We start from the raw sequence: 24,238 nt of genomic DNA on the forward strand, positions 1-24,238 counted from the left end.
CTCACCCTTCTCGCCACGGCGCACCTCGGTCATCCGCTGAAGGACTTCCTCGTTTCGCCTTCCGTCATCCAGTCCTGCCCACCGAAGGCAATGAGTGCGACAAAGACACAGTTCCTGTTTAGATCGGCGCGGAACACGACGGTAAGACGATGGCCGCGGCCGCCATGGCGGACCAGCCATCCGTCCAGCGGTGGCGCCAAGCGAACGCCTGACATCGGGTTGGCAGATATGTCGGCGATAAGGTCGTCGATCTCATCAAGGCGCCTGCCGGCGGCGTCGAAGTCGCCGCCGGTAACGTCGACGATGTGATCCACCAGAGCGGCAAGGTCTTGGTCGACCAAGGGATGTCGAACGATGCGCATCAGGCAGCGGTGCCACCGGCAGCCTTTGCAAGTCGAGCAAGATGCGCGCGCGCGCCTGACGTGATGCTTTCGCCCGTTCGAACGGGTTCCCAGGCATCAGGGGGAAGCGCGAGGCGCCGCTGGACTTCGGCTTCGAAGAGAAGACGCTCTCGCTCCCGCGCTGCCCGCGCGCGTGCCATTTCGCCAGAGACCGCAGCGCTTATGTTCGGATACTCGCCGCTCTCGACCAGCTCTCGGGCGAAGTTGAAAGCTGCATCCGTGAAGCTGACACTCTGTTTGTGTACGCCCATAATCGTCTCCGTCGGTAGTCCATTGGAGCACCATAGCCTTCCCGCTGAATGTTTTCAACGATTGGAAGCCGGCGAGGGTCTGGATTGCCTGAAGTATGAATGCGTCTACCTGCACGCCTCGGAAACAGGGTCGCCGGCCAAGGCTGGCATCGGGTGATCCGCTCCCCTTCGTAGGACCACACGAAGGCAGAGATTTCTGGTAATCAGATCAGCGCTCGCGATTAGCAAAACTGGGTCTTATGCAGTGCATGCAGTACTCAACAAAGCATCCTTTGCCGATACTGACGAAAGGCCTGCCTAGCAGCGGCATAGGCCTGAAAGTTGGATTCGTTTGGCGTTACGGCGTCTCGCAGGGGCGGCACAAGTGCAGCAGCCGCAGAAACATCGGGAAACTCACCTACTGCAACCCGCGCCAGTAGGGCCGCACCGCGTGCACCGAATTCTCGCCCTTCAAGGAGATCAACCGATTTGCCGGTAATATCGGCAATCATCTGGGGCCAAAGAGCGCTGCGTGCCCCCCGCCCACAAGCGTGATCCGCTCACCGGTGAAACCGGTTAAGTCCAACAGATCGACCAACGAGAACGCAACCCCTTCGTAGACCGCACGAATCATGTCATGTGGCCTATGGCGGGGTGCTAGGCCGGCAAATCCGGCTCTGGCTTCGGCATTTATGACCGGTGCGATAATTCCGCTATCGCTCAGATAGGGAAGGAAGCTTACCCCACGCGCCCCAACGGTTGATCTTGCCGCCAGCTGCTCAAGCTCGCCGAACGGCTCGGCAGAGGTGGCAAGATCGGGTGCCAATGTCGCCAGTGCCCAATCAAGGTTCATCGTCCCGGCCACATTGACCATCGCGCGGAACCAGCGCCGTCCCGGAAGAGTAAATAGAAGCCCCAGATCGGGCGGGTCGAAGACGGGTTCTTCAAAGGTTCGACCGACCATCGCTGTCGTTCCGAGGATCATGGTCGCACAACCGGTGTTCCAGCCGCCTGATCCGAGCACCGAACAAGGTACATCGCCCGCCCCTACTGCGACTGGCGTCCCCGTTCTGAGCCCCGTAATTGCGGCGGCTGCGGGTGTGACATAGCCCCCCACAGCCTCTGACTCTTCCGCCTGAGGAAGAAGATGTGCCAGCGCGTTAAGACCGAACAGTTCAATCATTTCCGGGCTGCGATCACGAAGAGCGGCATCACCGGGGGCGACGGCGGCTTCGGTCCGGTCCGCCCCGAGGCGTCCTGTAAGCCATGCTCTCAGATGATCCTTGAGTGACACGAAGGCATGCGCGCGCGCCACGACCTCAGGTTCGGTCCTGGCAAGGGCTGCCAGCACGGGCAGGGTACATCCCTGCTGCAAAACACATCCAGAGGAGCGGAAGATCCGTGATTGTGCGCCAGGGTCCTGGGCGAAGATTCCTTCAATCAGGCCCTGGGCGCGAGCATCTTCCCAGTTGATCCCGAAGCGCAGGGGTCGATTTTCAGCATCGACCAACACGCCTCCGACCATGGCTGCCGAAATGCCGATGGCTTTGATCGCGTTAGGCGTTACCCCTGCGCGGGCTGTCACATCACCGATCAGTCCTGCTATGGTCGCCTGCACGGCATGCACGTCATATTCGACATGTCCTAAGTTGCCACGTTCCTGGACCACTGGTCTCGATACTGCCGCAACTTCGGCCATCCCGGCATCGTAAAGCGCGGCCTTGGCCACCGAGGATCCGACATCCAGTCCAAGCGTCAGGCCCATGACACCCTCCGTCCCTTCGGCCTAGGCTATGCGCAATCCCGCGCCATCAAAGAGGAACGCCCGAGTGACATCCGGACTGAGGGCAACTTGCGCTCCCGTCGCGGTCGCGGCGAGAGAGTGATCGACTTGCGCGGTCACGGCCGTTCCGTCGCCCAGCCGACCGTAGAGGTAGCTGACTGCGCCAAGACGTTCTATTGTATCGCATGTTACCGTCAGCGGGGTGCCTCCGGCCACGGACATGTGTTCGGGCCGCAGTCCAAGCTGCACCGCAGCACCATCCGTCGGCATCGGACCGCTGCATCGAAAAGAAAGCTCCGCACCGGGTAGCAATACCCGCAACCTGTCGCCATCACGCCATGCAGTTGCAGGTATCAAATTCATCCGGGGTGAGCCGATGAAGCCGGCCACAAAAGCGTTGGATGGATTGTCGTAGAGCTCCAAAGGTGCACCGACCTGCTCGACTCGTCCACCGCGCAGCACGACAATCCGGTCGGCAAGAGTCATCGCCTCTACCTGATCGTGCGTTACGTAGATCATTGTTGCCTTCAATTCGCGATGCAGTCGCGCGATCTCTAGACGCATTTGAACGCGCAGTTCGGCATCCAAGTTTGACAGCGGCTCATCAAAGAGAAACGCCACAGGATTGCGCACAATGGCCCTCCCGATTGCGACTCGCTGCCGCTGACCACCGGAGAGCGCCTTTGGTTTGCGGTTCAGATGATCCTGCAATTGGAGGGTTTGCGCTGTCGCTCGCACACGCGCAGCAATATCTTCCTTGGCAAGGCCCTGCATTTCCAAAGGAAATCCCATATTTTCCGCAACCGTCATGTGCGGATAAAGTGCGTAGGACTGAAAGACCATCGCCAATCCTCGCTCGACCGGCTCTGCCAGTGTTACATCGCGACCGTCGATTTCGATCCTGCCCTCCGTCACGGGCTCTAGCCCGGCGATCATGCGCAGCAAAGTTGACTTTCCGCAGCCGGACGGGCCCACGAACACAACCATCTCTCCAGCCGTGATGTCGAGATCGACATCGTTGACTACTTGGGTTGCTCCGAACCGCTTGGTCACACCGCGCAGGGTCAGGTTTGTCATTACGGGCTCCGTTTCATTTCACAGCCCCATCGGTCAAGCCCGACACGAAGGCCCGCCCGATGAAGGAAAAGATCAGCACCACCGGAAGGATCGCAAGACTTGCCCCCGCCAGCAAAAGGCCCCAATCGATCTGATATTGCCCTATGATCCCGGCGAAACCGACCGGAACCGTCCGGTTGGCATCCGACAGAATCAAGACGGAGGCAAAAAGATACTCGGTCCACGACGAAATGAAGGCAAAGACCCCAACTGCCGCAACGCCCGGCAGGATCAGCGGAACAAGTATCCGCCGAAGTATCACGAAGGTTGGCGCGCCATCCATCCGCGCTGCTTCCTCCAGGTCGCGAGGGACAGTGGCAAGAAAGGACCGCATCATCCAGATCGAGAACGGCAAGGCAAAGGTTGTGTTGACGATGATCAGGGCAAGAAGATTGTCCACGAGGCCTAGTTGGGCGAACAGGCCATAAATCGGGATAAGAACGATCACCCCCGGAAAGGCATAGGCCAGAAGGATCGCTCGATACATGCCTTCGCGGAATGGAAGCTCCATCCGGAAAAATGCGTATGCGGCAGGCACGGCGAGCGTCACCGTTAGGACGGAGGAAGCTATCCCGACAATCAGACTGTTGGCCAGGTAGGTCGGATACGCGGATGCATCCAGAAGCTTGGCATAGTGCTGCAGTGTAAAGCTCCGCGGCACCAGCGTTGGTTCGCGTGCGATGATCTCCTGCGGAAGCTTGAATGATCCGCTGATCACCCACCAGAACGGCAAGCCGATCAGAAGCATGAAGAACAGAATCGTCACCGCAAGCAGCAGGCGCATGGGCAGCCTTTGCTTCATGCTCCCTCCTCTCGGGTCATAGAGCGGCTCGAAACTATGGCAAATCCCATGAGCACAAAGCCGGTAAGCACCGAAATCGCCGCCGCTCGGGAAAGCTCATAGCCCTTGAAGGCTGTTTCGTAGATCAATACCGGCAGGGTCTGTGTTCCCCCCGAGGGCCCGCCTGCCGTTATCAGCCAAATGATATCGAAGACATTGAATGACAAAAGGGTCCCGACAACCAGTAAGACCGAGAGCGTCGGCTGCAACAATGGCCATGTGATGCGCCTGAAACGCTGCCATGCGCCAGCTCCATCCATCCGGGCAGCCTCGTCGATATCGCTGGGAATGCGGGTGAGCGCGGCAAGGATCATGAGTGTAACAAAGGGGAACCAGCGCCAGGAGTTGATCAGGATCAGCGTTGTCATGGCGCTTTCCCTTGTTGAAAAGAACCCGACAGGCGCATCGAGCACCCCTGCCTGAATCAGAAGCGGATTGATCATCCCGCCCGAATTCGAAAGGAGCCAGCGCCAGATGATGACCACCACGACCGTGGGCACGATCCAGGTCAGCAGCACCCAAACGCGTGCGATACGGACGACGGGGAAGTTCTGATGCAGCACCAGCGCAGCGGCAAGCGCAAGGGCGGTTTGCACGAACGCATTTCCGGCAACCCATATCAGGCTACGGAGGCCCGACTCCCAGAAGCGATCCTCGGTCAGCACCTCGATGTAGTTTCGAAGGCCTACGAATTCACCTTGCTGCCCGATGAAGCGCACGTCGCGGAGGCTGAGGTCAATCGCAAGAAACAGGGGCCACAGAAGCGTAATGGTGAGGAGCCCAAGCGCAGGTGCCACGAAAAGCAGTGCCAGAAGTCGTTCGGACGGCCAACGGTTGCGCAGGCGTCTGCCGCCGACCCCAGGGTCGGCGGCACCTTGCGAAGGGGGCATAGAAAAGCCCCGATTTGTCACTTGGCGATTTCCTGCATGCGCGCCTGGCCCGCAGCAACCGCCGCTGCCGGGTCCGTACCGTCGATCACGACCGCTTGCAGCACCTCTGACAAGACGTTCTGACCAGAGATTGGCGCAATCGACGGGAAGGTTCGCCCATTGGTAAAGCCGAAGAGCATTCCATTCGCCGAGTTTGCGATCATGGTCTCGATCTGCGGTTTGTACTTCTGGACCAGCGGATCATTCCAAAAGCTTTCGGCATTGGCGCCATCCGCGGTTACCGGCAGGAACAGACCGGGCTCCATGTTCAGGAAACGGCCGTAGTTTTCAGGCTCAAGCAGCCAGGATATGAACGTCTCGAAGGCAGCCCGCTTGGCCGGATCGTCAGACAGCAGCATCACTGCATTGGCATAAGCAATCGTGTTGTGCTGAGCTTCGCCATCCGCGTGTGGAATGGGCGCAACCCCAAGATTTCCCGCATCGCCTCCACCTTGGGTATCGTAGGTCGTAATGGTGGTAAATTGAAGGATCGAGGCGCAGGTACCGGAGGCGAAACAGGCTTCAGCGTCGCCCCAGAACCAGCCGGCGCTATCGGGTGGCGAGAACTTCTGCAGGGCCGCCGCCATCGCGTAGGCTTCCGCCGTCTTGGGGCTGTCAAACGCAAAGCTGCCGTCTGCGTTGTAGATCTCGCTCGCAGAGTTGTTGACCATGAAGTTGTAAACAACCTGATCGGTGTAAAGCCCCTTCGACGCAGGCAATCCGATGCCGAACTTGCCATCCGCCGTCAGCTTTTCAACTGCCGCCTGCCACTCTGTCCAGGTCTTGGGGACCGCAACGCCCGCAGCTTCGAAGGCGTCCTTGTGATACCAAAGGCTCATGGCCATATTGTAGAGAGGCACCGCCCAGACGCCGTTGTCGTAGGAATAAGAACCGACGGCGCTGTCAAGGAGGTCGTGCTTGGCATCCAGCGTTTGCACAAAAGCGCCGACATCCTGAACCGCACCGATTTCCTTGAGGATGGGCGCAAAATCCGGAATGGCAAACAACAAGTCCGGACCATTTCCTGCAGCAAGGGCCGCGGGCGCCTTGGCATAGATTTCACCCCAGTTCTGAGGCTCCTGCTTCACGACGATGTCCGGATGTGCGGCGTTGAAGGCGTCCAGCAGTTCCTGAACCCGCTCCACACGGTGGGGCGGCTGCTCCATGTGCCACAATAGAAGTTCGGTTTGCGCAAGTGCCGATCCGCTGCCGAGCAGAAGGATGGCGAGGGTCAGGCTTGACGTTGACTTGAATTTCATTCGTTAGGGCCTCTCTGTTTTGGGATTGGTGTCTTCAAGTCTGTTTTCCGGGCTTCTTGCGGCCCTATTGATTAGAGATGCGGGTTGCGTGGTCGATAACGTCTGATCAGGTCTTCGTTCCGCGCGGCTGCGCCGGGCATGTTGGCCGACAGGTAGACTGGGGCCCGATCACCTGCTTCAATCAAGCGCCGCGCGGTTTCCGCGAGGGCTGCATTCAACAGAGCGGCTCCGATGACTGTTGATACTGGACCAACTCTCATCCCCTCGGCTCCGGCTTCCTGCGTCGCATCGCCGGGAGGTGCAGCGTTATCGAGGACAATGTCAGCCAGATCGGCGATGCGCGTGCGTCCGTTCGCTGCAGCCAGAGAATAGCTTTCCGAAGTTATGGCGATCACTGTCGCCCCACGCTCTTTGCCAAACATGGCCGCTTCTACGGGGGCTGCGTTTACGCCGGATGTGGACACAACGATCATAACATCGTTGGCCCCAACGGGATAGCGCGCCAGTAAGGTGGGTGCGAGTCCGGGCAGACGTTCAAGCTTCGTGCCAACGGCGGCACCCTCATGAAGCATAGTAGCCGCTGCCAGCATCGGAACTGTCGCAGCGAGGCCCCCTGCGCGGAAATGTGCTTCCTCGGCCAACATGTGCGAATGACCGGAGCCGAAGATGTAGATCAGCCCGTCGCGCCGGATGCATGCAGCCATCGCTTCAGCCGCGCGATCCAAAGGCTCGGCGGCTGTGTTGCGAAGGTCGGTCAGGCGCGCAACCAAGTCGGCAAGATAGGTGTCAGCAAGCGAAGCGTTCAACACAACCTCTCCCGGGCAAGAGCCGCTCATTTTTTTTGGGTCTGGCGACCCAGCCAAGACCGATCCGCACAGCTTGTATACCAAAATAATGCCAATTTGATCCATTCCGTCAACTGCCACCTCACGGCCGCACCTTCTGGCGAATGCCGCTGCCTCTTAAGACCCTTTAATAGCTGAAAAATTTCCTCTCTATCAGTGAAATTTTTCGCACCTCCTTCTTTGTTCGTGGAGAAAAATGGCATTTCTTTAAGATACCACTTCCGCTCATGGCGATGGCTCATTAGGGTCGCATCCATACAATTTGCCGAATCGCAACCGGCAAGAGGAAGGCGATGTCTGATCAACGCATGGTTTTTAGCAGGGTGACTTGGCCCGAGAACGATCCAGCCCCGCTTTATCTGCTACTGCAAAGGCACATCCGAGATGCTGTCCGCCGTGGCGAATTGCGCCCGCGCGATGTGCTGCCGAGCGAACGTGAGATCGCTGATCGTTTAGGGCTGTCGCGAGTGACCGTCCGAAAGGCGCTCCGCGGTTTGGCCGAGTCCGGTCTCGTCGTTCAGAAGCATGGTTCGGGAAACTACATCGCTGCCTCTCCGCCGCGCGTGGAACAGGGCTTGGCGCGGTTGACCTCATTCTCCGAGGACATGCAGAGACGCGGTCTTAAGGCAGGGTCACAGTGGCTGCTGCGCGAGGTTAGCCTGCCGTCTCCAATAGAAGCTCTCCGACTGAACCTGTCACCTGATGATCGTGTCATTCGCTTGCGTCGCCTGCGTCTTGCTGATGACGTGCCGATGGCCATCGAACTCGCTACTTTGGCCGAACGAGACCTTCCAGATTACGACGCAGGGAAGCAGTCCCTTTATGAAGCGCTGGAAGAGCGCAACCTTTCTCCGGTTCGTGCCTTGCAGCGCATCTCGGCCGTCAATCTATCGAGCGAAGATGCTGCGCTGCTTGGCGTATTCGAAGGGGCCGCAGCGCTAGGGATGGAGCGCGTTGCCTTCCTTCCCGACGGGCGCCCTGTCGAATTCACTCACTCAATCTATCGCGGCGACGCATACGATCTGATCACAGAGCTCAAGGCACCCCAGTGAGCGTCCAGCAAAGCGTCGCAGCGATACCGCAGACCAAGCAAAGTGTGGCGGTTTCGAGCGACAAGTCTGGTCCTATGAGCAGTTTCTTCCCGCAGTTCTCCCGGTGGGTTCAATACGTGAATAGCGACTTGGAGTTCGGATGCACTCAGATCGATGAACTTTTTAGCTCCTTGAGAACACTAAGTCCGGCAGGACCGTCTCCCACTGTTCATGTTTGATGTGGCGGTGATAGGCTTCGTCGTTATCTGCTTTGCGCCAGCGCACGATAGCGCCCACTCTTCCGATTGTCAGTCTTGTCCCGGCGGGCGGCGCCCAGGTCGACGACATACGGCCTAGGGTGCGGAAATTGGCGTCGAGAATCATCCATTTCCCGTCTCGGTGTTCCAGCGTGACAGGATCATCGACCTTTGCTGCGGTTATGGCAGCGTGGGTTGGGTTTTCGGGGGCAAGGCGACCAGCGAAGGAAAGGTCGACCGTGGTCATGTCGGGCAGTTGGTATTGGTCGGGTTCCGGCAGGTCGTGCCGGGCGGGGGTGCCGACCTTGCGCAGGAGTTCGGAGTCACTGTCGGCCCGAACGAAGGCATGGGCTCCGCTTGTCACCACGGCGAGGCTGCGGCGGGCGCGGGTCATGGCGACGTAGAAAAGGCGGCGGGGGGCTTCGACATCTTCTCCGGCGGAAAGCGCCTGCCAGCCGCCGTTGAGGATGATCACGTGATCGAATTCGAGGCCTTTGGACCGGTGTGCTGTCAGCAGAAGAAGCCCACGCTGTGTGGTGCGGACGTCCTGCGCCCATTCCGCAAGCCAGTCGATGACGTCTGGAACGGGCATGGCCTTTCGACCAAGGTCTCGGGCGAGGTCTGCGATTCCCTCGGCGATCAGGTCGATCCAGCGGTTGGCGGGTTGTTGGTTGAGGGTGTCGAGGATGCTCTGGATCGTGAGCATTTCGGGCGCGCGTTTGCGGAGCCCCGTGACGAGGCGCTGCATCTCGCGCAGACGCCAGATGCTGGGGAGTTTTTCGTTCGCCATTTCGACCGGGATGCCTTGCCGTTCGGCATAGGCGCGGACGGGGCCGAGGCGTTTCCAGTCGCGGGAGATGATCGCGGTGCGTGCCCAGCTGAAGTCGGGATCGAGGCGCGACAGGCGGATGAGTTCGTCCACGGCGGCCACCGCTTGGGCCATGTCGTCGCCTGAAACGTCCAGAAACTGCACGCGCCCCTGACCAACGGGGTCGTATTGCGCCATGGCACCCCCACCGGGGTCCAGGCTGCGCATCTTGTCCACCGTGATCGCGTGACCGGCCTTCATCCGGTCGCGGGCAGGTTCGATGACCTGATTGGCGGCATCAATGATGTGGCGTGTGGAGCGGTAGTTTTCGGTCAGAAATTTTGGCTTGGCGCGGTAGTCTTCCTCGAACCGGCGGATGAAAGAGACGGACGCCCCGGTGAAGGCGTAGATGTTCTGATCGTCGTCGCCGACGGCAAAGAGGCTGAGCCTCTGGTCTGGGTCTTCGAGTGATCGACCTGCAACGGCGGCAATCAGGGCGTATTCTTCGGGGCCGATGTCCTGATATTCATCGACGAGAATCCAGCGGTAGCCTTGGATCAGGGCTTCGCGCTGCGCCTCGGCTTCGGATTTGCTGAGGCCTTCGCCGTTGATGAGGCGAACGGCCTCGACCAGAATTTCGTCGAAGCTGAGATTATCCGATGGGCCGTTCGCGAAACTGGCACCGACGAGCCGCATGGCCAGCGCATGGCATGTCGAAACCGTCACGCGAGCGGCGTCTTCGCCGACGAGAATTCGCAATCTGGCGCGGATTTCTGCGGCGGCGTGGCGGTTATAGGTCAGGACCAAGATGCCGCGCGGGTCTTCACGTTTCACCCGCAGCAGGTAAGCAATTCGATGCACCAGAACGCGCGTCTTGCCTGATCCGGGGCCGGCGAGGACAAGCACATTGGTTTCCTCGCGATCATCGGCAACGATGTCCTGTTGAACCGGGTTGCCGAGGTCTTCGACGATCTGCTTCCAGGCACGGCCAGTGGTCTGGCGGCGGATTTCCACGTTCCGGCTCGGCATCCAGCGCAGGAGGAAGCGGTCCTGATCGAGGGCGAAGTAATCCTTCGCAAAGTCCTGTGCCTTGTTGATGTCTTTCAGGCCGATCTCGGCATAGGCGGCCATGACATGGGTCTGCACCGTCTGTTCGCGGTAATGATCTTCCAGCGGCAGGTAGTCTTTCTTGGTGAAGCCCGCACGTCCGGGGTTCAGGTGGACCGTCATCGCCTGCCGGAACACGGTCAGACCCTTGCCCAAAGTCACGACCTGCTGTTCGTGCAGCCAGAGGAGGGCGCGTTCCATCAGCTTGGTCATGTCCCTGACGCCGGATGTCTTGATAATGGCGTCCGAGGTCAGGGCGGAGAGGAGATCGCCGACGGTCGTATCGACCAGAATGTCCTTCCCGGTCGTGCGCGGCGCGATCTTGGAAATGAGGTGTCCGAGAAGGTTTTCGGCTGCCTGCCACCGCAGTTCCGCCGTCTGGCTGACAGTGCGCCACGGCCGTTGCAGAGCTACCTCAACGGTCTTGCTGGACAGTTTGCGCAGGCGGATATTGCCTTTGCCACCGTCGCTATCGCGCCCATCCCGCCCGATGCTTCGCAAGAGGCGTTCAAGGATGTGGGGGCTTGGGGCGTCATGCCCTTCGCTTCGGAGGATTTGGCTGGTGACGGTCAGGTCAAGCAGGCAGGGCACGCCGTCATCGGCTTCGGGGGCCAGTTCTCGCATGCGGGCAATCAGCGCCTTTTCAAGGCTGAGGGCTTTGGCAAGGCGATTGCGGGACGAATCCTCTACCCCGAAATGAACGGAGACCGTCACCGCCATGTCGTTGCGCGCGACGCCTAGGGTTTCGAGATCGGCCATCGCCTTGTTCAGTTCGCGATGCGAGAGGCCGCTGATGCCCGTGAGTTCGTCGGTCGTTATGCCCTTGTCGGGGGCAGTGTTCATCACATGGCGGACAATTGCCAAAAGCTGACGGCGTCGCTGATCGGTGATATCCGGAGCTGCCAGGCGTGTTTCAGCTTCTTCCATCGTTCGAACGAGAAGCGAGGAAGGGAAGACTTGCACCCGGTTTTCTGCGCGCGAGACGAGGGCGGATTCTTCGAGCCAGGCCACGGCAGTCTTGACGCGGGTGTCGTCGGTCGCGCTGTCGCGGATGAAATCGTGGTCCTTCTCTTCTCGGACGATCTCGCCTGCGGTGGCCACGACCGTGCCACGGTTGCGGCCGCGTTCGTCGATGCGGCGCAGGGCCTTGAGAATGGCCCCGATCTCGCGCCGTTCGAGTCGCGAGCGGGCGGTAAGGGAGAACTGCCTCTCGATGTCGTCAGTGTGGTAGAGCAGGACGCAGTCTGCGGGGGCGCGGTCGCGGCCGGCGCGGCCCGCCTCTTGCAGGTAGTTTTCCAGTGATCCTGGGATATCGGCATGGACGACGAGCCGGATGTCGGGCTTGTCGATCCCCATGCCGAAGGCGTTGGTTGCGGCGATCACACGCAGGTCGCCGACGCGGAAGCTTTCCTGCACCGAGTGCTTTTCATCAGGCGTCAATCCCGCGTGGAAGTGCGCGGCAGCAAAGCCTTGGCCTTTGAGGAAGGCTGCGACACGTTCGGTTTCGCTGCGTGTGGCGCAGTAGACGACCGCGCCGGATTTTCCAACTACAGGCAGACGTTCGGAGATCACGGTCAGGATGTCGTTGAGCTTGGTTCCCTTGTTCGTTTCCAGCACGGAGAAGGAGAGGTTCGTGCGGGTCGCGCCGCCGTCGAGGAGGCTGATCTCCACGCCGAGCCTTTGGCGGAAATGATCGGTGATCTCCTTTACAACCTCGGGCTTGGCGGTTGCGGTCAGGCATAGGACGGGTGCAGGTTTTTCGGTGCCTGAGAATTCGCGGATGAAGCGGCTGATGTAGCGGTAGTCTGGTCGGAAATCATGGCCCCATTTCGAGACGCAATGCGCCTCGTCCAGCACCCAAAGGCCAACCTCACGCTGCGCCAGAATGGAGCGGACGGAGACGCTGCGAAGCTGTTCTGGGGATATGAGGAGGATAGAGGCCTGCCCTAGCCTGACGCGATCAAGTGCGTCCTGCCGTTCAGGCATCGACAGCATGCCGTTGATCGTCACGGCAGAGGAAATGCCAGTGCGTTCCATCCCCTGCACCTGGTCGGCCATCAGTGCCACCAGCGGGGAAATCACGACGGTGAGGGCGCCGGTCTTGTCGTAGAGGCTAAGTGCCGGGACCTGATAGCAGACGGATTTCCCCGTGCCCGTGGGCAGGATGCCGAGGACATTCGCGTGTCGCATGGTTTCTGCGACGATGACCTGTTGCAGCGGGCGACCGGCGCTGTCGCTGGGGTGGGGTCGGAAGCTGTCGAAGCCGAACCACCTTTTCAGGGCGCCGACGGGATCGTTCATCGTGGCACACCAGGCGCAGGAGGGCTTGCCGCAGTTGGTGTCGCGCAAGGTGCGGACGAGAAGGGCTGCTTGTGGGAAGGCTGCGCGCACCCATGGCGGCATGACGGATTCGCCACCTGCTACGGATATCCATGCGAGGGCATATGCCATTGGCCAGCCCGCGCGAGGGTCGGAAAGCTGATCGAGGGTCGGGTTGATCTGTGCGCCGCAGGCTTTTCCGTCCAGCAGTTGCCGTATAGCCGCCAGTGCCGTGGCGCGGTCTGGTGTGGGGGATTTCCGGATTTCGTGAAAGATCGCGTCGAACCCGTCGGAGCGTTCAATGCGTGTGGCGAGGTAGTGGTAGGCCAAGAGCGTGTCGGACGACTGCGTGCCAATTTCGGTCAACGCTTTGATCTGGTTCTCGAGCACTTCAAAGACGAGGCGGGCATCCTTCTCGGGATCGTTGATATGCCCGGCCTGAAGGCGGCCGTCATGGTAGTGTTTGACGAGGTGGTGGTAGGGGTTTCGCGGAAAAGCGAGAGGGTTGAGCCAGAGCGTATCAATCGGCGCAGAGAGTTTTGCCGCCAACTTTGGGCGTGCGGCAAGGAGGTGTTCGATATCGTGCTTTAGGATGTTGTGGCCGATGATGTGTGGCAGCCTCGCCGCGGCCTTTTCCAGTTGGTCCAGCTTCTGCCTTATGTTTCCTCCTGCGCCCACGACAGCGGGGGCGCTGCCATGCATCACGGCAGCGAGGTCGAAGATTTCGGCGGTCTTCGGATTGACTTCGAGATCAACAGACAAACAGCGTTCGAGAAGAGGTCTTCCATCCTCGGTCCGTCGTCTTATGAAGCCCAGAAGTGCCATCAAATCCAAGGCGTTGTTAAACTTGTGTTCAGCTTAGTGATGCCTGGACAGCGCGGCAACAGATCAAGTTCGGGACGCTTCTTGCATAACTTGACCGGAGCGATGGGGAACGAACACTACCAATGGCAAACGAACCACCTTTCTCTCTTCTTCACAGATGCTGTCCGTTGGCTTTGACATCGATCACGTTACCTTTCTCTCCGATAAGGGAAATTTCGATTCCCGCTCGTGCACAGCGTTCTGCCATCCGCTCAGCGAGCGCCCGGCTTTGCGGGGTCAGGGGTACGACCGCCACTTGTCTTCCCTGGCTCTCAGAAGCCATCAGAAGGCCCACGGTTTCACATAGACCCTGCCTGATACGAGAAACTTGTCCCGCATGCCGAGTGTTGACTATGCCCCCTTTACACTCGGCCGAGAGCGTTAGGCTCCCAATTTGCGCAACGACGTCACCTTTGCCGGAACTCGGATTGATCGTCACCCGCCAACCGCAACTGTGCTGGTAATCGCCTCCAAATCTTGTCGTGCCAAGATCGCTAACCTTCTCAAACCCGCGTTTTGCTAGCCAGCCTACAAAGTCGAAGCGCTTGCCGTGTTCCCCGTCGGGATGGATATAGACGTGCCGAGCTTCGGTCATGCGCAGCAGATGCAGCGCGTAGGCAACCATTACCGCCCCTTCATGCATCTTATGCTCGATGCCTTTCGGGACTTTGGCTGCTCGCTTCTCAGGGGCCGGAACGCGGTCAACAAGATCGTCAAAGTCCATGCGGCTGGGTCCGGGTTTTGTTCGCCAAAGCAGCTGTTGTCTAGCTGAACACACGGGCGCGTCTCGCACAATCTCGGAGCAGCTTGGATCACGCTACGCAATCTGCGTTCTAATTTGTTGGATTTTGGCCTCAAAGCACAAACCGCCTAAGTTCCAATTCTTCCAAGACACGGTATCAAACCACCCTGCTCTTGCCTGATTGTTGCCTTTTTCGGACAGCAAGTTCTCTCAAGGTGGGAGATCGAAGTCGCTCCTACTGAAAGAACGATTTGATCCAACCACCACATTTTGCAAACGACGACACAGACATGATCATCCGTTTCCTCAAGGCCTTTGGCCAAATCATCTTCCTCATGATCTCTGGCATGATTGTTGGCGCCATCTTCCCAACAGTGGGCCTGATCATTGGCTTACCCGTCTTGGTTGTCAGCTTCATCGCAATCTTCAAACCGCTGCCGGACCTGCATCTGGGACATCGCGGATACAATGCTGCGATGATGATCTTCGTCGGCATGTTGACTTCCCTGATTTCCTATGGCGCGCACATACAGGCGAAGGAACTTGCAGAGCTGCGGGAGGCGGACCCACAGGCATACCTTGCCCAGCTTGAGAAGTCCGATCAAGATAAGTGGCTGAAGGAACTCAAGGAACTCGATCCTTCGCGCTACGAGGGTGAGAAAACTAAAATCGCCGAGGAAAAAGCGGCACGTCAAGCCGCCGAAGAGGCGAAAAAGCAGGCGGAAAAAGATGCAGAGCGAGATAGAAGGGTTCAGGAACAGCAGGCAAAGAATGCCATAACTATCGCGGCTAGGCAGCGCGAACTGGAAGCAGAGGCCGTCTCCTATGAACAGCAACTCGACCGCGAGCTAGTATCCATCCCAAACGTCGAGATATCGAAATACACTCAAGATGTTACCAGCATCAACACAGGCCTCGTTCTGCTAGGGGCGTGGGCTCTTCTGTACGAAGAGGGCGCGAGCCTGCCGCTTTCGGAGGACGGAGTGCTCTGACCCCCTTTACTCATCCACCTGAAACCAGAGCCGATGGTTGAAATTGGCGCGGTTGCGCGTTGTGAGCAATGGGCGAGCGGCGGAGCGTTTCCGTTTCGAGAAGCCGGTCGCCCATTGCGGTGAGTTTGGCAGCATAGGCTGCGGGTGTGAGATAGCCGAGCGCGGAGTGCGGCCTGGTTGCGTTGTAATCAGCGACCCAGCGCGCGACGGCAGATCGTGCGTGGTCGAGGCCAAAAAACAGCGTCTCATTCAAGAGTTCGTCCCTCATCTTGGAATTGAAGGCTTCGCAGATTCCGTTCTGCATGGGCTTTCCCGGTGCGATGAAGTGCCAAGGCACCCCTGCGTCTTCGCTCCAGGCCAGCATCGCATTGGAAGTGAACTCCGTGCCGTGGTCGCTGACGATGAGTCCAGGCTTGCCGCGCCGCTCAATCAACGTTGTGAGTTCCCTTGCAACGCGGCGACCTGAGATGGAGGTATCGACGACCGCAGCCAGGCACTCCTTCGTTACATCGTCGATGACGTTGAAGATGCGGAAGCGCCTACCATGCGCGAACTGGTCATGGACGAAATCGACAGACCAGCGTGCATTCGGCATGACCATGCTCAGCAAGGGTGCGCGTGTGCCACTGGCCTTCTTGCGGCCCTTCCGCTTTCGCACGGACAGGCCTTCCTCACGGTAGATCCGTTGCGTCTTCTTGTGGTTCACCGAATGGCCTTCTCGCCGCAGCAAGACATGCAGCCGCCGATAGCCGAAGCGGCGCCGTTCGCCCGCCAGCGTCCGCAGGCGCTCGCGCAGATCTGTATCGTCTGGTCGGCAACTGCGATATCGGATGGAGGTCCGGTCCGCTCCGACCACGGAACACGCCCGCCGCTCGCTCATCTCGTGATGCTCCACAAGGATCGCGACGGCTTCGCGCCTAGCGGCGGGCGTTACCACTTTCGCGACAGCAAATCCTTCAAGGCAGCCTGATCCAAAAGCGACTCTGCCAACAACCGCTTCAGACGGGCGTTCTCGTCCTCAAGCTGCTTCAGGCGCTTCGCGTCCGAAACATCCATGCCGCCAAACTTGGCCTTCCACGCGTAAAAGGTCGCTTCCGACATCCCGTGCTTGCGGCACAGTTCCGTCGTCTTCGCCCCAGCCTCCTGCTCTCGCAAAATCCCAATGATCTGCTCTTCCGTGAACTTCGATCTCTTCATGTCCGATCCTCTCAGTGGGCCGGACTCTAGCATCAGATGGAGGAGTTATCGGGGGTCAGAGCAGGAGAGGCAAAACGCCAGAGATTCCGGAAAATGGTAGTCGATAAGCAAGTTCAGATGCTCCCTGCCCTACGGGATGCCTACGGACCTGCTATGCGGAAAGAGCTCTGGATAGCTGACGGCAGTGCTCGTACCATTGGTCAGGGCTACAGAACTGTCGAGTTCGTCTCAGTGGCCTTCGCGCGCAACGCACACATCCAGCAGATCCACGACGAAATGCGGGAGATCCTGCTTATGCTCCGCTTCACGCGTGCCCAGTATCGATGGTTCGAACAGGCTTCTGAGTACAGCTACTACAGCATGGAGCCGCCCAATGACTCGGACCTCGTCGCATGGACGAGTGGGGGGCGGTTCAGGGTCCTGAAATGAGGTGCAAATGCCACGCGGTAGTCTGGTTTTCATAGTCTAGAAGGCTCATTTGGGCTGCAGTGGGGGTTGTTTGGTGCGAAAGTTAAAACTCTCGACGATCATTCCATTGATCCTTTGCCTCTACTCGCGGCCGTTGTTACCGCCCGCGCCCGTGAGGTGACAGATAAAACGCGGGCCGATGTCATGTCCCGTATCGGGCTGTACCGTCTGGACACGTGAGGAGCCTCATCCGATCACGGCGCAGAGCGGGCGGGTCAGATCCGGCAATCCTGTCCCGCCCTGACGGCGATCTGCGTGGCGTGCCGTTGCGGAAGCCCCCTCGCCAGAAGCCACCTATCCTCGGCGATCCGCGCAAGACGCCGCCCCTCTGGTGTCAGACCCGGCACTGCCAAGAGAACCTTCATCGCGAGGGCAAAGTCTCCCTCGCAGTCGCTATGGACAAGGATGATCGCGGCAGCCTCGGCAGTGGCGGGATCGCCGATGCTGTGCGTGCGCAGGAGTTCACGCAACATCCGGCGCCGTGCCTCGTCGCGTGATGTGTCGAGCAGAAAAGCCCCTGACCGCCGATCCGCCTGATCGGCAACGGAGGCAAGAGCGATGCGGTCCTTGTCTGATGCGCCGACGGCATCGTGTCCGTGGGTCAGGAGAGGTGGAAGACCGAAGCCGAGCAATATCACGGCACCAGACCAGGCAACATGTCCGGCTCGGGTTATGACCTTCCTTGCCCAGCCAGACCGAACCCCCACCGAAAGCAGAAATCCGACAGCCGTCAGGACCAGGCCGATGACCCAGGCCGCGGCTCCGACAAGACCGGGCGCATCAAGCGCGAGTCCGGCTGCCAGCGTGGCGACAACGATCCCGAGGATCTGCGACAAAACCGGAAGGCTTGCACGCAGAATGAACGATCCGCCGAGGATTGCCGTCGCGACGACGGCGATGAGGATCAGGTGATTAGTCATTCAGCATCCCCATCAGCGCCGCCATTTGTGTTTCGGCGTGTAATTTTGACCCCCTAAGGCGGGGTATCGGCGTCCAATTTTGACCCCTCTGATGTTGTGTTGGAGCGTCCGTTGCGGGGCAGCGGACGGAGGGGGAGTTGAAGCGAGTGGATACGATCGCGCGGGTCCGGCGGGCCTTCTACGTTCAGGGCTGGTCGGTGAAGAAGATCGTGCGGGAACTGCACGTGTCGCGGAATACCGTCCGGAAGATCCTGCGGACGGACGAGACGGATTTCAGCTACGGGCGCGAACGACAGCCAATGCCGCGGATTGGGCCGTGGCAAGGTCAGCTCGAACAGTTCCTGTCGTCCAACGCGAACAAGCCGGCGCGGGAACGCCTCACGCTGATCCGCATCTTTGAGGAGTTGCGCGGGCTCGGATACGAGGGCGGCTATGATGCCGTGCGCCGGTTCGCCAAGAGTTGGTCGCAGAACCGGGGTGCGGTGACGGCGGAAGCCTATGTGCCGCTCTACGATGCGCCGGGTGAGGCTTATCAGTTCGACTGGAGCCACGAGGTCGTGGTGATCTTGGGCGTCACGGTGACGGTCAAGGTGGCGCATGTCCGGCTTTGCCACAGCCGGATGATGTTCGCCCGCGCCTACATGCGCGAGAGCCAGGAGATGGTGTTCGACGCACATGACCGTGCCTTCGCCTTCTTCAAAGGCACCTGCACACGGGGCATCTACGACAACATGAAGACAGCTGTGGAGGCGGTCTTCACCGGCAAGGAGCGGCACTATAACCGCCGCTTTCTTCAGATGTGCAGTCACTACCTTGTCCAACCCGTCGCCTGCACACCCGCATCGGGCTGGGAGAAGGGGCAGGTCGAGAACCAAGTTGGGCTAGTGCGGGAACGGTTCTTCACGCCGCGGCTGCGAGTAAAAAGCCTCGACGAGTTGAACGCCTGGCTGCTGGACAAATGCGTGGCCTACGCCAAGGCACATCGCCATGTGGAAGAGGTCGACAAGACGATCTGGGAGATGTTCGAGGCCGAGCGACCCCACCTCGTCCCTTACGTAGGACGCTTCGACGGCTTCCACAGCGTGCCAGCCTCGGTGTCAAAGACCTGCACGGTGCGGTTCGACAACAACAAGTATTCCGTCCTGGTCACGGCGGTCGGACGCCCCGTCGAGGTGCATGCCTATGCCGAGCGGATTGTCATTCGGCAGGATGGCGTGGTGGTGGGCGAGCACGCCCGCGCCTTCGGGCGGGGCCAGACGGTCTATGATCCATGGCACTATGTGCCTGTTCTGGCACGCAAACCGGGGGCGCTGCGCAATGGTGCGCCGTTCAAGGACTGGGTGCTCCCGCCTGCCATGGCGACGATCCGGCGCAAGCTAAATGGCAGCGATGACGGCGACCGCCAGATGGTCCAGATCCTGAGCTGCGTGCCCGATGATGGGCTGCAGGCTGTCGAAGCCGCCTGCCGCGAAGCCGTGGAACAGGGCGTCCATTCCGCCCCTGTCGTCATCAACATCCTCGCCCGACGGCGCGACCCGACCCCGCCACCGCTTTTACTCACCCCCACTGCGCTGCGCCTGACCCACGAACCCGTGGCCGATTGCGCCCGCTACGACAGCCTCAGGAGGACCAGCCGACATGGAACGCACCCAAATCTTAGACCTGATGGGCAGCCTCAAGCTCTACGGGATGCGCAGCGCCTATGACGAGGTCATGGCCGCGGGCATCAAGCGCCAGCACGAACCGCCCCGCATCGTTGGAGACCTGCTGCAGTCAGAGATCGCCGAGAAACAGGCGCGGTCGATCCGCTACCAGATGACCGTCGCCAAACTGCCGCTGGCCAAGGACATCGAAGAGTTCGACTTCACCGGCACACCGATCAACGAGGGGCTGGTTCGGGAACTGGCCACTGGCAGCTTCGTCGCCGACCAGCGCAACGTCGTCCTCATCGGCGGCACCGGAACCGGCAAGACCCATCTCGCCATCGCCATTGCCCGTGCGCTCATCCGCAATGGCACCCGGGGCCGCTTCTACAACGTCGTGGATCTGGTGAACCGGCTGGAGACCGAGACCCGCGGCGGCAAGCAGGGGCGGCTGGCCGATTACATGACCCGCCTCGACTTCGTCATCCTCGATGAACTCGGCTATCTGCCCTTCGCGCAATCCGGCGGACAGTTGCTCTTCCACCTCATCAGCCGCCTCTACGAACGCACATCGATCATAGTCACTACAAACCTCGCCTTCGGCGAATGGCCCACCGTCTTCGGCGACGCCAAGATGACCACGGCGCTCCTCGACCGCCTGACACATCACTGCGAAATCATCGAAACCGGCAACGAGTCCTGGCGCTTCAAAAACCGCGCCTGACCCCGATCAGGGCCTGACCCGCCTCCACTCTGTGATCAGTTCCGTCGGCTCAGGCCCTGATCTCGACGCAGCATAGGGGGGTCAAAATTGGGCGCCGATAAGGGGTCAGTTTTGCACGCCGATTGACAGCCCACTTCGCAGCGGTTGTGGGCTTGCCTCCGGCGACGGTGGTGCTGGCCTTGATCGCCGATCTGATCGACGACCGGCTGGCGCGGCGCTTCGTCAAGCAGGCGTTCAGGGGTCTGCCGGTTGCCGATTGGGCACATCTGCGGCTTTGGGATCAGTCTCCGTCCCGAGCGCTCTTCGCACGTTGGGGTGCCTGACAGATCAGGGCAGCGCGGGGAAATCCCTGCGCTGGAAGCCTGCAACCATCGAACGCAAGCGGTCGGGGGCCAGAACCTCGACCGCGTCGCCCCAGAGGTAGAGATGCCAGGCCATTTCTAGATGCCCCGAGGCGTGGAAGCGGACGGTCAGGCTTCCGTCCGGCTCCTCCGTTACCTCTTGCAGCGGGTGGAAGATGAACTCGCGGGCGACGGCCGCAGCCTTCGGGGCGAAGCGCCAGATCACCTCGGCGAATTCCTCGTCCGCGTGGAAGCTGCCGAAGGCGCGGGCGGCGTGGGCTTCAAGGTTGAAGTCGGGATCGCGGTTGAAGGACGCGGCCTCCAGCCGCGCGGCGGTGATCCGGTCAAGGCGGAAGTGCTGCAAGCGCCCGTTGCCGCCCTTGACCTTGGCCACGAGGTAGCGGCGGGTCCCAAGGAGCATTCCGTAGGGTTCGACGGTGCGTTCGGTCCCGTCAGGCTTGCTGCCGCCTGCATAGGTGATGGTCAGAAGGTTCGGCCCCTTCAGCGCCTCGGCCACCGTTTCGAGGACGACGGTGGCGGTCCGAACCCGCGGCCCGGGGCGCGAGGCGAAGCCATAGGCCTCCAGCACCGCCTCGGCATCGCTTTCGGCGCGGCGGGCGTGGGGGCGGGCCATGCTGGCAAGCAGACGGTCTCGCAGGGATTTCAGGGCTTTCACCTCGATCGTCGCGCCATCCCTTTCGGCGCGGCGAAGGGCGATTTCGAGGGCGGCGAGTTCGCTGTCGCGGATGCCTTGGGCGAGCATCAGGCGGGCGGCGTTGCCGTCGAGCCGCCAGTATTTGCGGCGTTCGTCGTCGATGCGCGTGGTGCAGGTGTCGAACACCTCTTCCAGCACCCGCGTCATGCGCTGCGCGGTTCGGCGGTCGACGCCGAATTCCTCTTCGATGTCACCGAGGCCAACGCCTGAATGGCGCGACGTTGCCATTTCGGCGAGGCGGAGCAGGTCGACGGCTTTGGTGAATGACATGGTTAATGCCCGTGACAGGTTTTGCCACCCATAGCACGTAAAGTCAGATTTGGGACGAGAGCTTTTCCATTTGCCGATGAAAGGAAGGTTCGATGCAGATCCAGCACAGCCATTTTGCGACCAACGCTTCCCTCCGGACTGCCCTGAAACGCGGTCTCGCGCGTCAGGCAATGTCGCATGCGGCGCAGGCCGAAGCAGATGTTGCCGCTCTCGTCCGCCTCTCGACGAACATGCGGCCGAATGCGAAGGCCATGCATCGGCTCGCGCAACAACTGGCTTCACGGAAGGGCGTGGTGAAAGTTGCCAAGGGCGACGAAGGGCTTGTCGTCTTCGTGCGCAATGTCTGCCAGATCCGCAACCAGATTGATCAGCAGGAGCTCTTCACCGAAACGGCGGTGGTCTATACACGGTTTGCGATCCGGTGCCTACGGACCGGTGTCGGGTATCATGTGTCTCGGGCCAGCTTCTGCCTGCATGCTCTCGAAAGGTTGGTGGAGCGTAGCGCGGTTGCGCTGGACCGCCCGCTTTTGCCAGTTGCCGATCAGGAAGGCATGCGTGTCCTGCGGGGCTTGGCGCAGGGCAGGGATTTCACCGAGAGTGGCGATCATTTCATTCCAGCAGTCGCGAATGGGGTCTGGGCAGGCGGCTTGGACCAGGCTGCCCTGGACGAAGATTGGGGATTGGTCTGCAATGATGCTGCCGGAGTTCCTCTATTCTCTGTGCGAACCTTTCTGAGTGAGGACGAGATGCGTCCCACGGTCTGGTATTCGTGGAAGCAGGAAGCATCGGACCGATAGAGCAAGCCACGACTTCTGGCCCCGACAGTTATTCAACCATCATCGCACATTCCTCATAGTACCGCTCCAACCTCGCGGTCGCTGCGCGCGTCCGCTTGCGCATGCTCTTTTCGATCCCCGGATCCGTCTCGGGCCGATAGGTCAAGCCAATGCCGCTCTGATGCGGCTTGGTCATCAGGCGGTCGACCACGGCTTTGGCTTTCAGGTGCCCATCGCCCGGATTGGCATGGGAGAGCAGTTCGTGATGCGGGAAGTCATCGTCGACATAGCTTTCGAGAGCTGAGGCTGCGGTCCGGCGCAGGTCGTAGCGCGTCCAGTTCGCGGTGCCGGTTGCCTCCTGAATGGCCTTCGTTGCGGCATCCCAGTCGCAGAACGGCCCGCCCTTGCTGTTCGGGAAAAGATATGCGTCAAGGTTTCTCCGGTCGTAGCTCGGCAAAGAAGTCACCCAGGCAATGATCGACTGAGACAAACCGATGGTCTTGGTTTCGCCTCCCTTCGCGACGAAGGTCCAAGTGCCGTTGATAGGGTTGATATCACCGCAACGGATCTTGGCGACGGGCCCGCGTCGGGAGGCTGTGCACATGATGAAGCGGTGGGCGGAGTGGCCAACCCCGGCATCAGGCTTGGTCACTTCCCGCCAGACCAATCCGGCTTCCCTGAAGTTCAAGGTGCGTTCGCGGCGGCGAGGTTCGGCGGGTTTGGTGATTTTCTCCACTTCGGGGAGTTCGATGGGCACTTTCCGGCCGCTTCCGGTTTTTGCGAATTTCCCACGCTGCGCCGCCCAGTCGTAAAGGGTGCGAAGGTAGGAAAGGCCGCGAGATGCCGATCCGGGGGCCGCGGCATTGTGCCCTTGCGTGACGACCTCATCGATCGTGTCAGGGTCAATTTCGCGCACAGGCTCGTCCAGAAGAGTCTGGAAGACCTTTTCAAGCGTTCCGACGGCGTCGGGGGTTTTGCGGTGCTCCCGCAGCGACCAGATCTTCCCTCCGTTCTTGCGCTTGGCGAGAATGGGGGTGGCCTCGAGGATCAATTGGCGCAGGGTCACGCGGCATGCGGAACGGGGGCCATATTTGAGGGTGTTTTTCTTGACAGCCTGGATCTTGTCACGCGCCTGAATCCGGACCATTTCGAGGTCGACCTTGTCGGGCGAGCCGAGCGCGATCGCCGGGGTCTTCTTGCCCATGCTGATCTTGCAGACATACCGGCGCAGCCCTGTCGGCGAGACGCGCAGGACGAGGCCCGATACCACGCTGTCGCGCAGTTCGATACGTTTCCCGGCATCGGTCGTCGCCTTTTCGACGATTGCCTTGGTGAGTCGGAGCGTCTGGGATTCAGAGAAGAGATGAGTGGTCATGTTCGCCGCCGTTGTTGATGCGGCGGGGACATGAGTCCGTCGAAAAAATTTCAGAGGCGGGTTTGATGCGTGTCGCATGCCTGCGAAAGCGGCGGCCCTGCGGGCTGATGTGACGTCCTCCGGAAGTGGTCGCTGAGACGGAACAACCTACAATATGGCCTCTCGCGCAGCTTTTTATTTACCTTTATGCGACAAGGTACAATATACTTCATGAGTTCCCAGCCTTATTGAAGGTTTCCCATGCGCTACAGCGATCTCTCTGCTGTCGTCCGTGCCACGCTAATC

Annotated in this window: 19 protein-coding genes and 1 pseudogene; 7 read left to right on the top strand and 13 right to left on the bottom strand. The window is 60.2% G+C overall.

Annotated features, from left to right (window positions below):
• Positions 1 to 29 precede the first annotated feature (29 nt).
• From TabM4_RS21045 to TabM4_RS21075, 7 genes and pseudogenes are all read right to left on the bottom strand, one after another.
• Positions 30 to 314, bottom strand: a complete 285-nt coding sequence (locus TabM4_RS21045) for a type II toxin-antitoxin system RelE/ParE family toxin (RefSeq protein ID WP_434622208.1) — start codon at positions 312 to 314, stop codon at positions 30 to 32.
• A 595-nt stretch (positions 315 to 909) separates the two neighbouring features.
• A pseudogene (locus TabM4_RS21050) lies at positions 910 to 2,396 on the bottom strand (xylulokinase).
• Between the two features lie 21 nt (positions 2,397 to 2,417).
• On the bottom strand, positions 2,418 to 3,491 hold the full coding sequence (locus TabM4_RS21055) for an ABC transporter ATP-binding protein (protein WP_434622210.1): 1,074 nt from the start codon (positions 3,489 to 3,491) through the stop codon (positions 2,418 to 2,420).
• A 13-nt stretch (positions 3,492 to 3,504) separates the two neighbouring features.
• Positions 3,505 to 4,314 carry a carbohydrate ABC transporter permease gene (locus tag TabM4_RS21060; protein ID WP_434622212.1) on the bottom strand — a complete coding sequence of 270 codons (810 nt, stop codon included), beginning with the start codon at positions 4,312 to 4,314 and terminating at the stop codon, positions 3,505 to 3,507.
• A 14-nt stretch (positions 4,315 to 4,328) separates the two neighbouring features.
• A complete protein-coding gene (locus TabM4_RS21065; RefSeq protein WP_434622214.1) occupies positions 4,329 to 5,168 on the bottom strand; it encodes a carbohydrate ABC transporter permease in 840 nt (279 codons plus the stop codon).
• A gap of 110 nt (positions 5,169 to 5,278) precedes the next feature.
• Positions 5,279 to 6,559 carry an ABC transporter substrate-binding protein gene (locus tag TabM4_RS21070; protein ID WP_434622216.1) on the bottom strand — a complete coding sequence of 427 codons (1,281 nt, stop codon included), beginning with the start codon at positions 6,557 to 6,559 and terminating at the stop codon, positions 5,279 to 5,281.
• A gap of 71 nt (positions 6,560 to 6,630) precedes the next feature.
• Positions 6,631 to 7,395 carry an SIS domain-containing protein gene (locus tag TabM4_RS21075; RefSeq protein ID WP_434622826.1) on the bottom strand — a complete coding sequence of 255 codons (765 nt, stop codon included), beginning with the start codon at positions 7,393 to 7,395 and terminating at the stop codon, positions 6,631 to 6,633.
• Between the two features lie 302 nt (positions 7,396 to 7,697).
• Here TabM4_RS21075 and TabM4_RS21080 point away from each other — a divergent pair, with 302 nt between their 5' ends.
• Positions 7,698 to 8,456 carry a GntR family transcriptional regulator gene (locus TabM4_RS21080; protein ID WP_434622218.1) on the top strand — a complete coding sequence of 253 codons (759 nt, stop codon included), beginning with the start codon at positions 7,698 to 7,700 and terminating at the stop codon, positions 8,454 to 8,456.
• Positions 8,457 to 8,618: 162 nt separating this feature from the next.
• On the opposite strand, the gene TabM4_RS21085 is transcribed toward TabM4_RS21080, so the two are convergent.
• Both TabM4_RS21085 and TabM4_RS21090 read right to left on the bottom strand, forming a co-directional pair.
• Positions 8,619 to 13,751 carry a RecQ family ATP-dependent DNA helicase gene (locus TabM4_RS21085; RefSeq protein WP_434622220.1) on the bottom strand — a complete coding sequence of 1,711 codons (5,133 nt, stop codon included), beginning with the start codon at positions 13,749 to 13,751 and terminating at the stop codon, positions 8,619 to 8,621.
• A 151-nt stretch (positions 13,752 to 13,902) separates the two neighbouring features.
• A complete protein-coding gene (locus TabM4_RS21090; RefSeq protein ID WP_434622222.1) occupies positions 13,903 to 14,514 on the bottom strand; it encodes a hypothetical protein in 612 nt (203 codons plus the stop codon).
• 308 nt (positions 14,515 to 14,822) lie between these two features.
• On the opposite strand from TabM4_RS21090, the gene TabM4_RS21095 reads away from it, so the two are divergent.
• Positions 14,823 to 15,524 (top strand): cell envelope integrity protein TolA, encoded by a 702-nt coding sequence (locus tag TabM4_RS21095; protein WP_434622224.1) that lies wholly within the window; start codon positions 14,823 to 14,825, stop codon positions 15,522 to 15,524.
• Between the two features lie 10 nt (positions 15,525 to 15,534).
• On the opposite strand, the gene TabM4_RS21100 is transcribed toward TabM4_RS21095, so the two are convergent.
• Positions 15,535 to 16,721, bottom strand: a protein-coding gene (locus TabM4_RS21100; protein ID WP_434613863.1) for an IS3 family transposase whose coding sequence is annotated in 2 segments (ribosomal slippage) — positions 15,535 to 16,460 and positions 16,460 to 16,721 — 1,188 coding nt in all. Because the reading frame shifts where the segments join, the coding sequence is not laid out codon by codon here.
• 153 nt (positions 16,722 to 16,874) lie between these two features.
• Between TabM4_RS21100 and TabM4_RS21105 the strand changes: the two genes are divergently transcribed.
• Positions 16,875 to 17,150 (top strand): hypothetical protein, encoded by a 276-nt coding sequence (locus TabM4_RS21105; protein ID WP_434622226.1) that lies wholly within the window; start codon positions 16,875 to 16,877, stop codon positions 17,148 to 17,150.
• A gap of 254 nt (positions 17,151 to 17,404) precedes the next feature.
• On the opposite strand, the gene TabM4_RS21110 is transcribed toward TabM4_RS21105, so the two are convergent.
• Entirely contained in the window at positions 17,405 to 18,109 is a 705-nt protein-coding gene (locus TabM4_RS21110; protein WP_434622228.1) for a hypothetical protein, read from the bottom strand.
• 137 nt (positions 18,110 to 18,246) lie between these two features.
• Here TabM4_RS21110 and istA point away from each other — a divergent pair, with 137 nt between their 5' ends.
• From istA to TabM4_RS21125, 3 genes are all read left to right on the top strand, one after another.
• Positions 18,247 to 19,815 carry an IS21 family transposase gene (gene istA / locus TabM4_RS21115; protein ID WP_434622230.1) on the top strand — a complete coding sequence of 523 codons (1,569 nt, stop codon included), beginning with the start codon at positions 18,247 to 18,249 and terminating at the stop codon, positions 19,813 to 19,815.
• Entirely contained in the window at positions 19,748 to 20,476 is a 729-nt protein-coding gene (gene istB / locus TabM4_RS21120) for an IS21-like element helper ATPase IstB (protein ID WP_434622232.1), read from the top strand. The genes istA and istB overlap by 68 nt, the downstream gene beginning before the upstream one ends.
• A 122-nt stretch (positions 20,477 to 20,598) precedes the next feature.
• On the top strand, positions 20,599 to 20,799 hold the full coding sequence (locus tag TabM4_RS21125; RefSeq protein ID WP_434622234.1) for a hypothetical protein: 201 nt from the start codon (positions 20,599 to 20,601) through the stop codon (positions 20,797 to 20,799).
• Between the two features lie 4 nt (positions 20,800 to 20,803).
• Here TabM4_RS21125 and TabM4_RS21130 read toward each other — a convergent pair whose 3' ends face one another.
• Positions 20,804 to 21,802 carry a helix-turn-helix transcriptional regulator gene (locus tag TabM4_RS21130; protein WP_434622236.1) on the bottom strand — a complete coding sequence of 333 codons (999 nt, stop codon included), beginning with the start codon at positions 21,800 to 21,802 and terminating at the stop codon, positions 20,804 to 20,806.
• A gap of 92 nt (positions 21,803 to 21,894) precedes the next feature.
• On the opposite strand from TabM4_RS21130, the gene TabM4_RS21135 reads away from it, so the two are divergent.
• Positions 21,895 to 22,599: a hypothetical protein gene (locus tag TabM4_RS21135; RefSeq protein ID WP_434622238.1), complete on the top strand. Its 705-nt coding sequence runs from the start codon at positions 21,895 to 21,897 to the stop codon at positions 22,597 to 22,599.
• 28 nt (positions 22,600 to 22,627) lie between these two features.
• Here TabM4_RS21135 and TabM4_RS21140 read toward each other — a convergent pair whose 3' ends face one another.
• On the bottom strand, positions 22,628 to 23,953 hold the full coding sequence (locus tag TabM4_RS21140) for a hypothetical protein (protein ID WP_434622240.1): 1,326 nt from the start codon (positions 23,951 to 23,953) through the stop codon (positions 22,628 to 22,630).
• Positions 23,954 to 24,238: the final 285 nt, after the last annotated feature.

Origin of the sequence: Tabrizicola sp. M-4 (assembly GCF_051132405.1) — a bacterium.
Lineage (GTDB): Bacteria > Pseudomonadota > Alphaproteobacteria > Rhodobacterales > Rhodobacteraceae > Paragemmobacter.

Excerpts from the sequence above, each read along its gene's own strand:
- TabM4_RS21060 (WP_434622212.1), bottom strand. The coding sequence starts at position 4,314 with ATGCGCCTGCTGCTTGCGGTGACGATTCTGTTCTTCATGCTTCTGATC.
- TabM4_RS21090 (WP_434622222.1), bottom strand. The coding sequence starts at position 14,514 with ATGGACTTTGACGATCTTGTTGACCGCGTTCCGGCCCCTGAGAAGCGA.
- TabM4_RS21075 (WP_434622826.1), bottom strand. The coding sequence starts at position 7,395 with ATGAGCGGCTCTTGCCCGGGAGAGGTTGTGTTGAACGCTTCGCTTGCT.
- TabM4_RS21105 (WP_434622226.1), top strand. The coding sequence starts at position 16,875 with ATGCGGAAAGAGCTCTGGATAGCTGACGGCAGTGCTCGTACCATTGGT.
- istB (WP_434622232.1), top strand. The coding sequence starts at position 19,748 with ATGGAACGCACCCAAATCTTAGACCTGATGGGCAGCCTCAAGCTCTAC.
- TabM4_RS21080 (WP_434622218.1), top strand. The coding sequence starts at position 7,698 with ATGTCTGATCAACGCATGGTTTTTAGCAGGGTGACTTGGCCCGAGAAC.
- TabM4_RS21110 (WP_434622228.1), bottom strand. The coding sequence starts at position 18,109 with ATGACTAATCACCTGATCCTCATCGCCGTCGTCGCGACGGCAATCCTC.
- TabM4_RS21085 (WP_434622220.1), bottom strand. The coding sequence starts at position 13,751 with ATGGCACTTCTGGGCTTCATAAGACGACGGACCGAGGATGGAAGACCT.
- TabM4_RS21130 (WP_434622236.1), bottom strand. The coding sequence starts at position 21,802 with ATGTCATTCACCAAAGCCGTCGACCTGCTCCGCCTCGCCGAAATGGCA.
- TabM4_RS21095 (WP_434622224.1), top strand. The coding sequence starts at position 14,823 with ATGATCATCCGTTTCCTCAAGGCCTTTGGCCAAATCATCTTCCTCATG.
- TabM4_RS21055 (WP_434622210.1), bottom strand. The coding sequence starts at position 3,491 with ATGACAAACCTGACCCTGCGCGGTGTGACCAAGCGGTTCGGAGCAACC.
- TabM4_RS21070 (WP_434622216.1), bottom strand. The coding sequence starts at position 6,559 with ATGAAATTCAAGTCAACGTCAAGCCTGACCCTCGCCATCCTTCTGCTC.
- TabM4_RS21135 (WP_434622238.1), top strand. The coding sequence starts at position 21,895 with ATGCAGATCCAGCACAGCCATTTTGCGACCAACGCTTCCCTCCGGACT.
- TabM4_RS21140 (WP_434622240.1), bottom strand. The coding sequence starts at position 23,953 with ATGACCACTCATCTCTTCTCTGAATCCCAGACGCTCCGACTCACCAAG.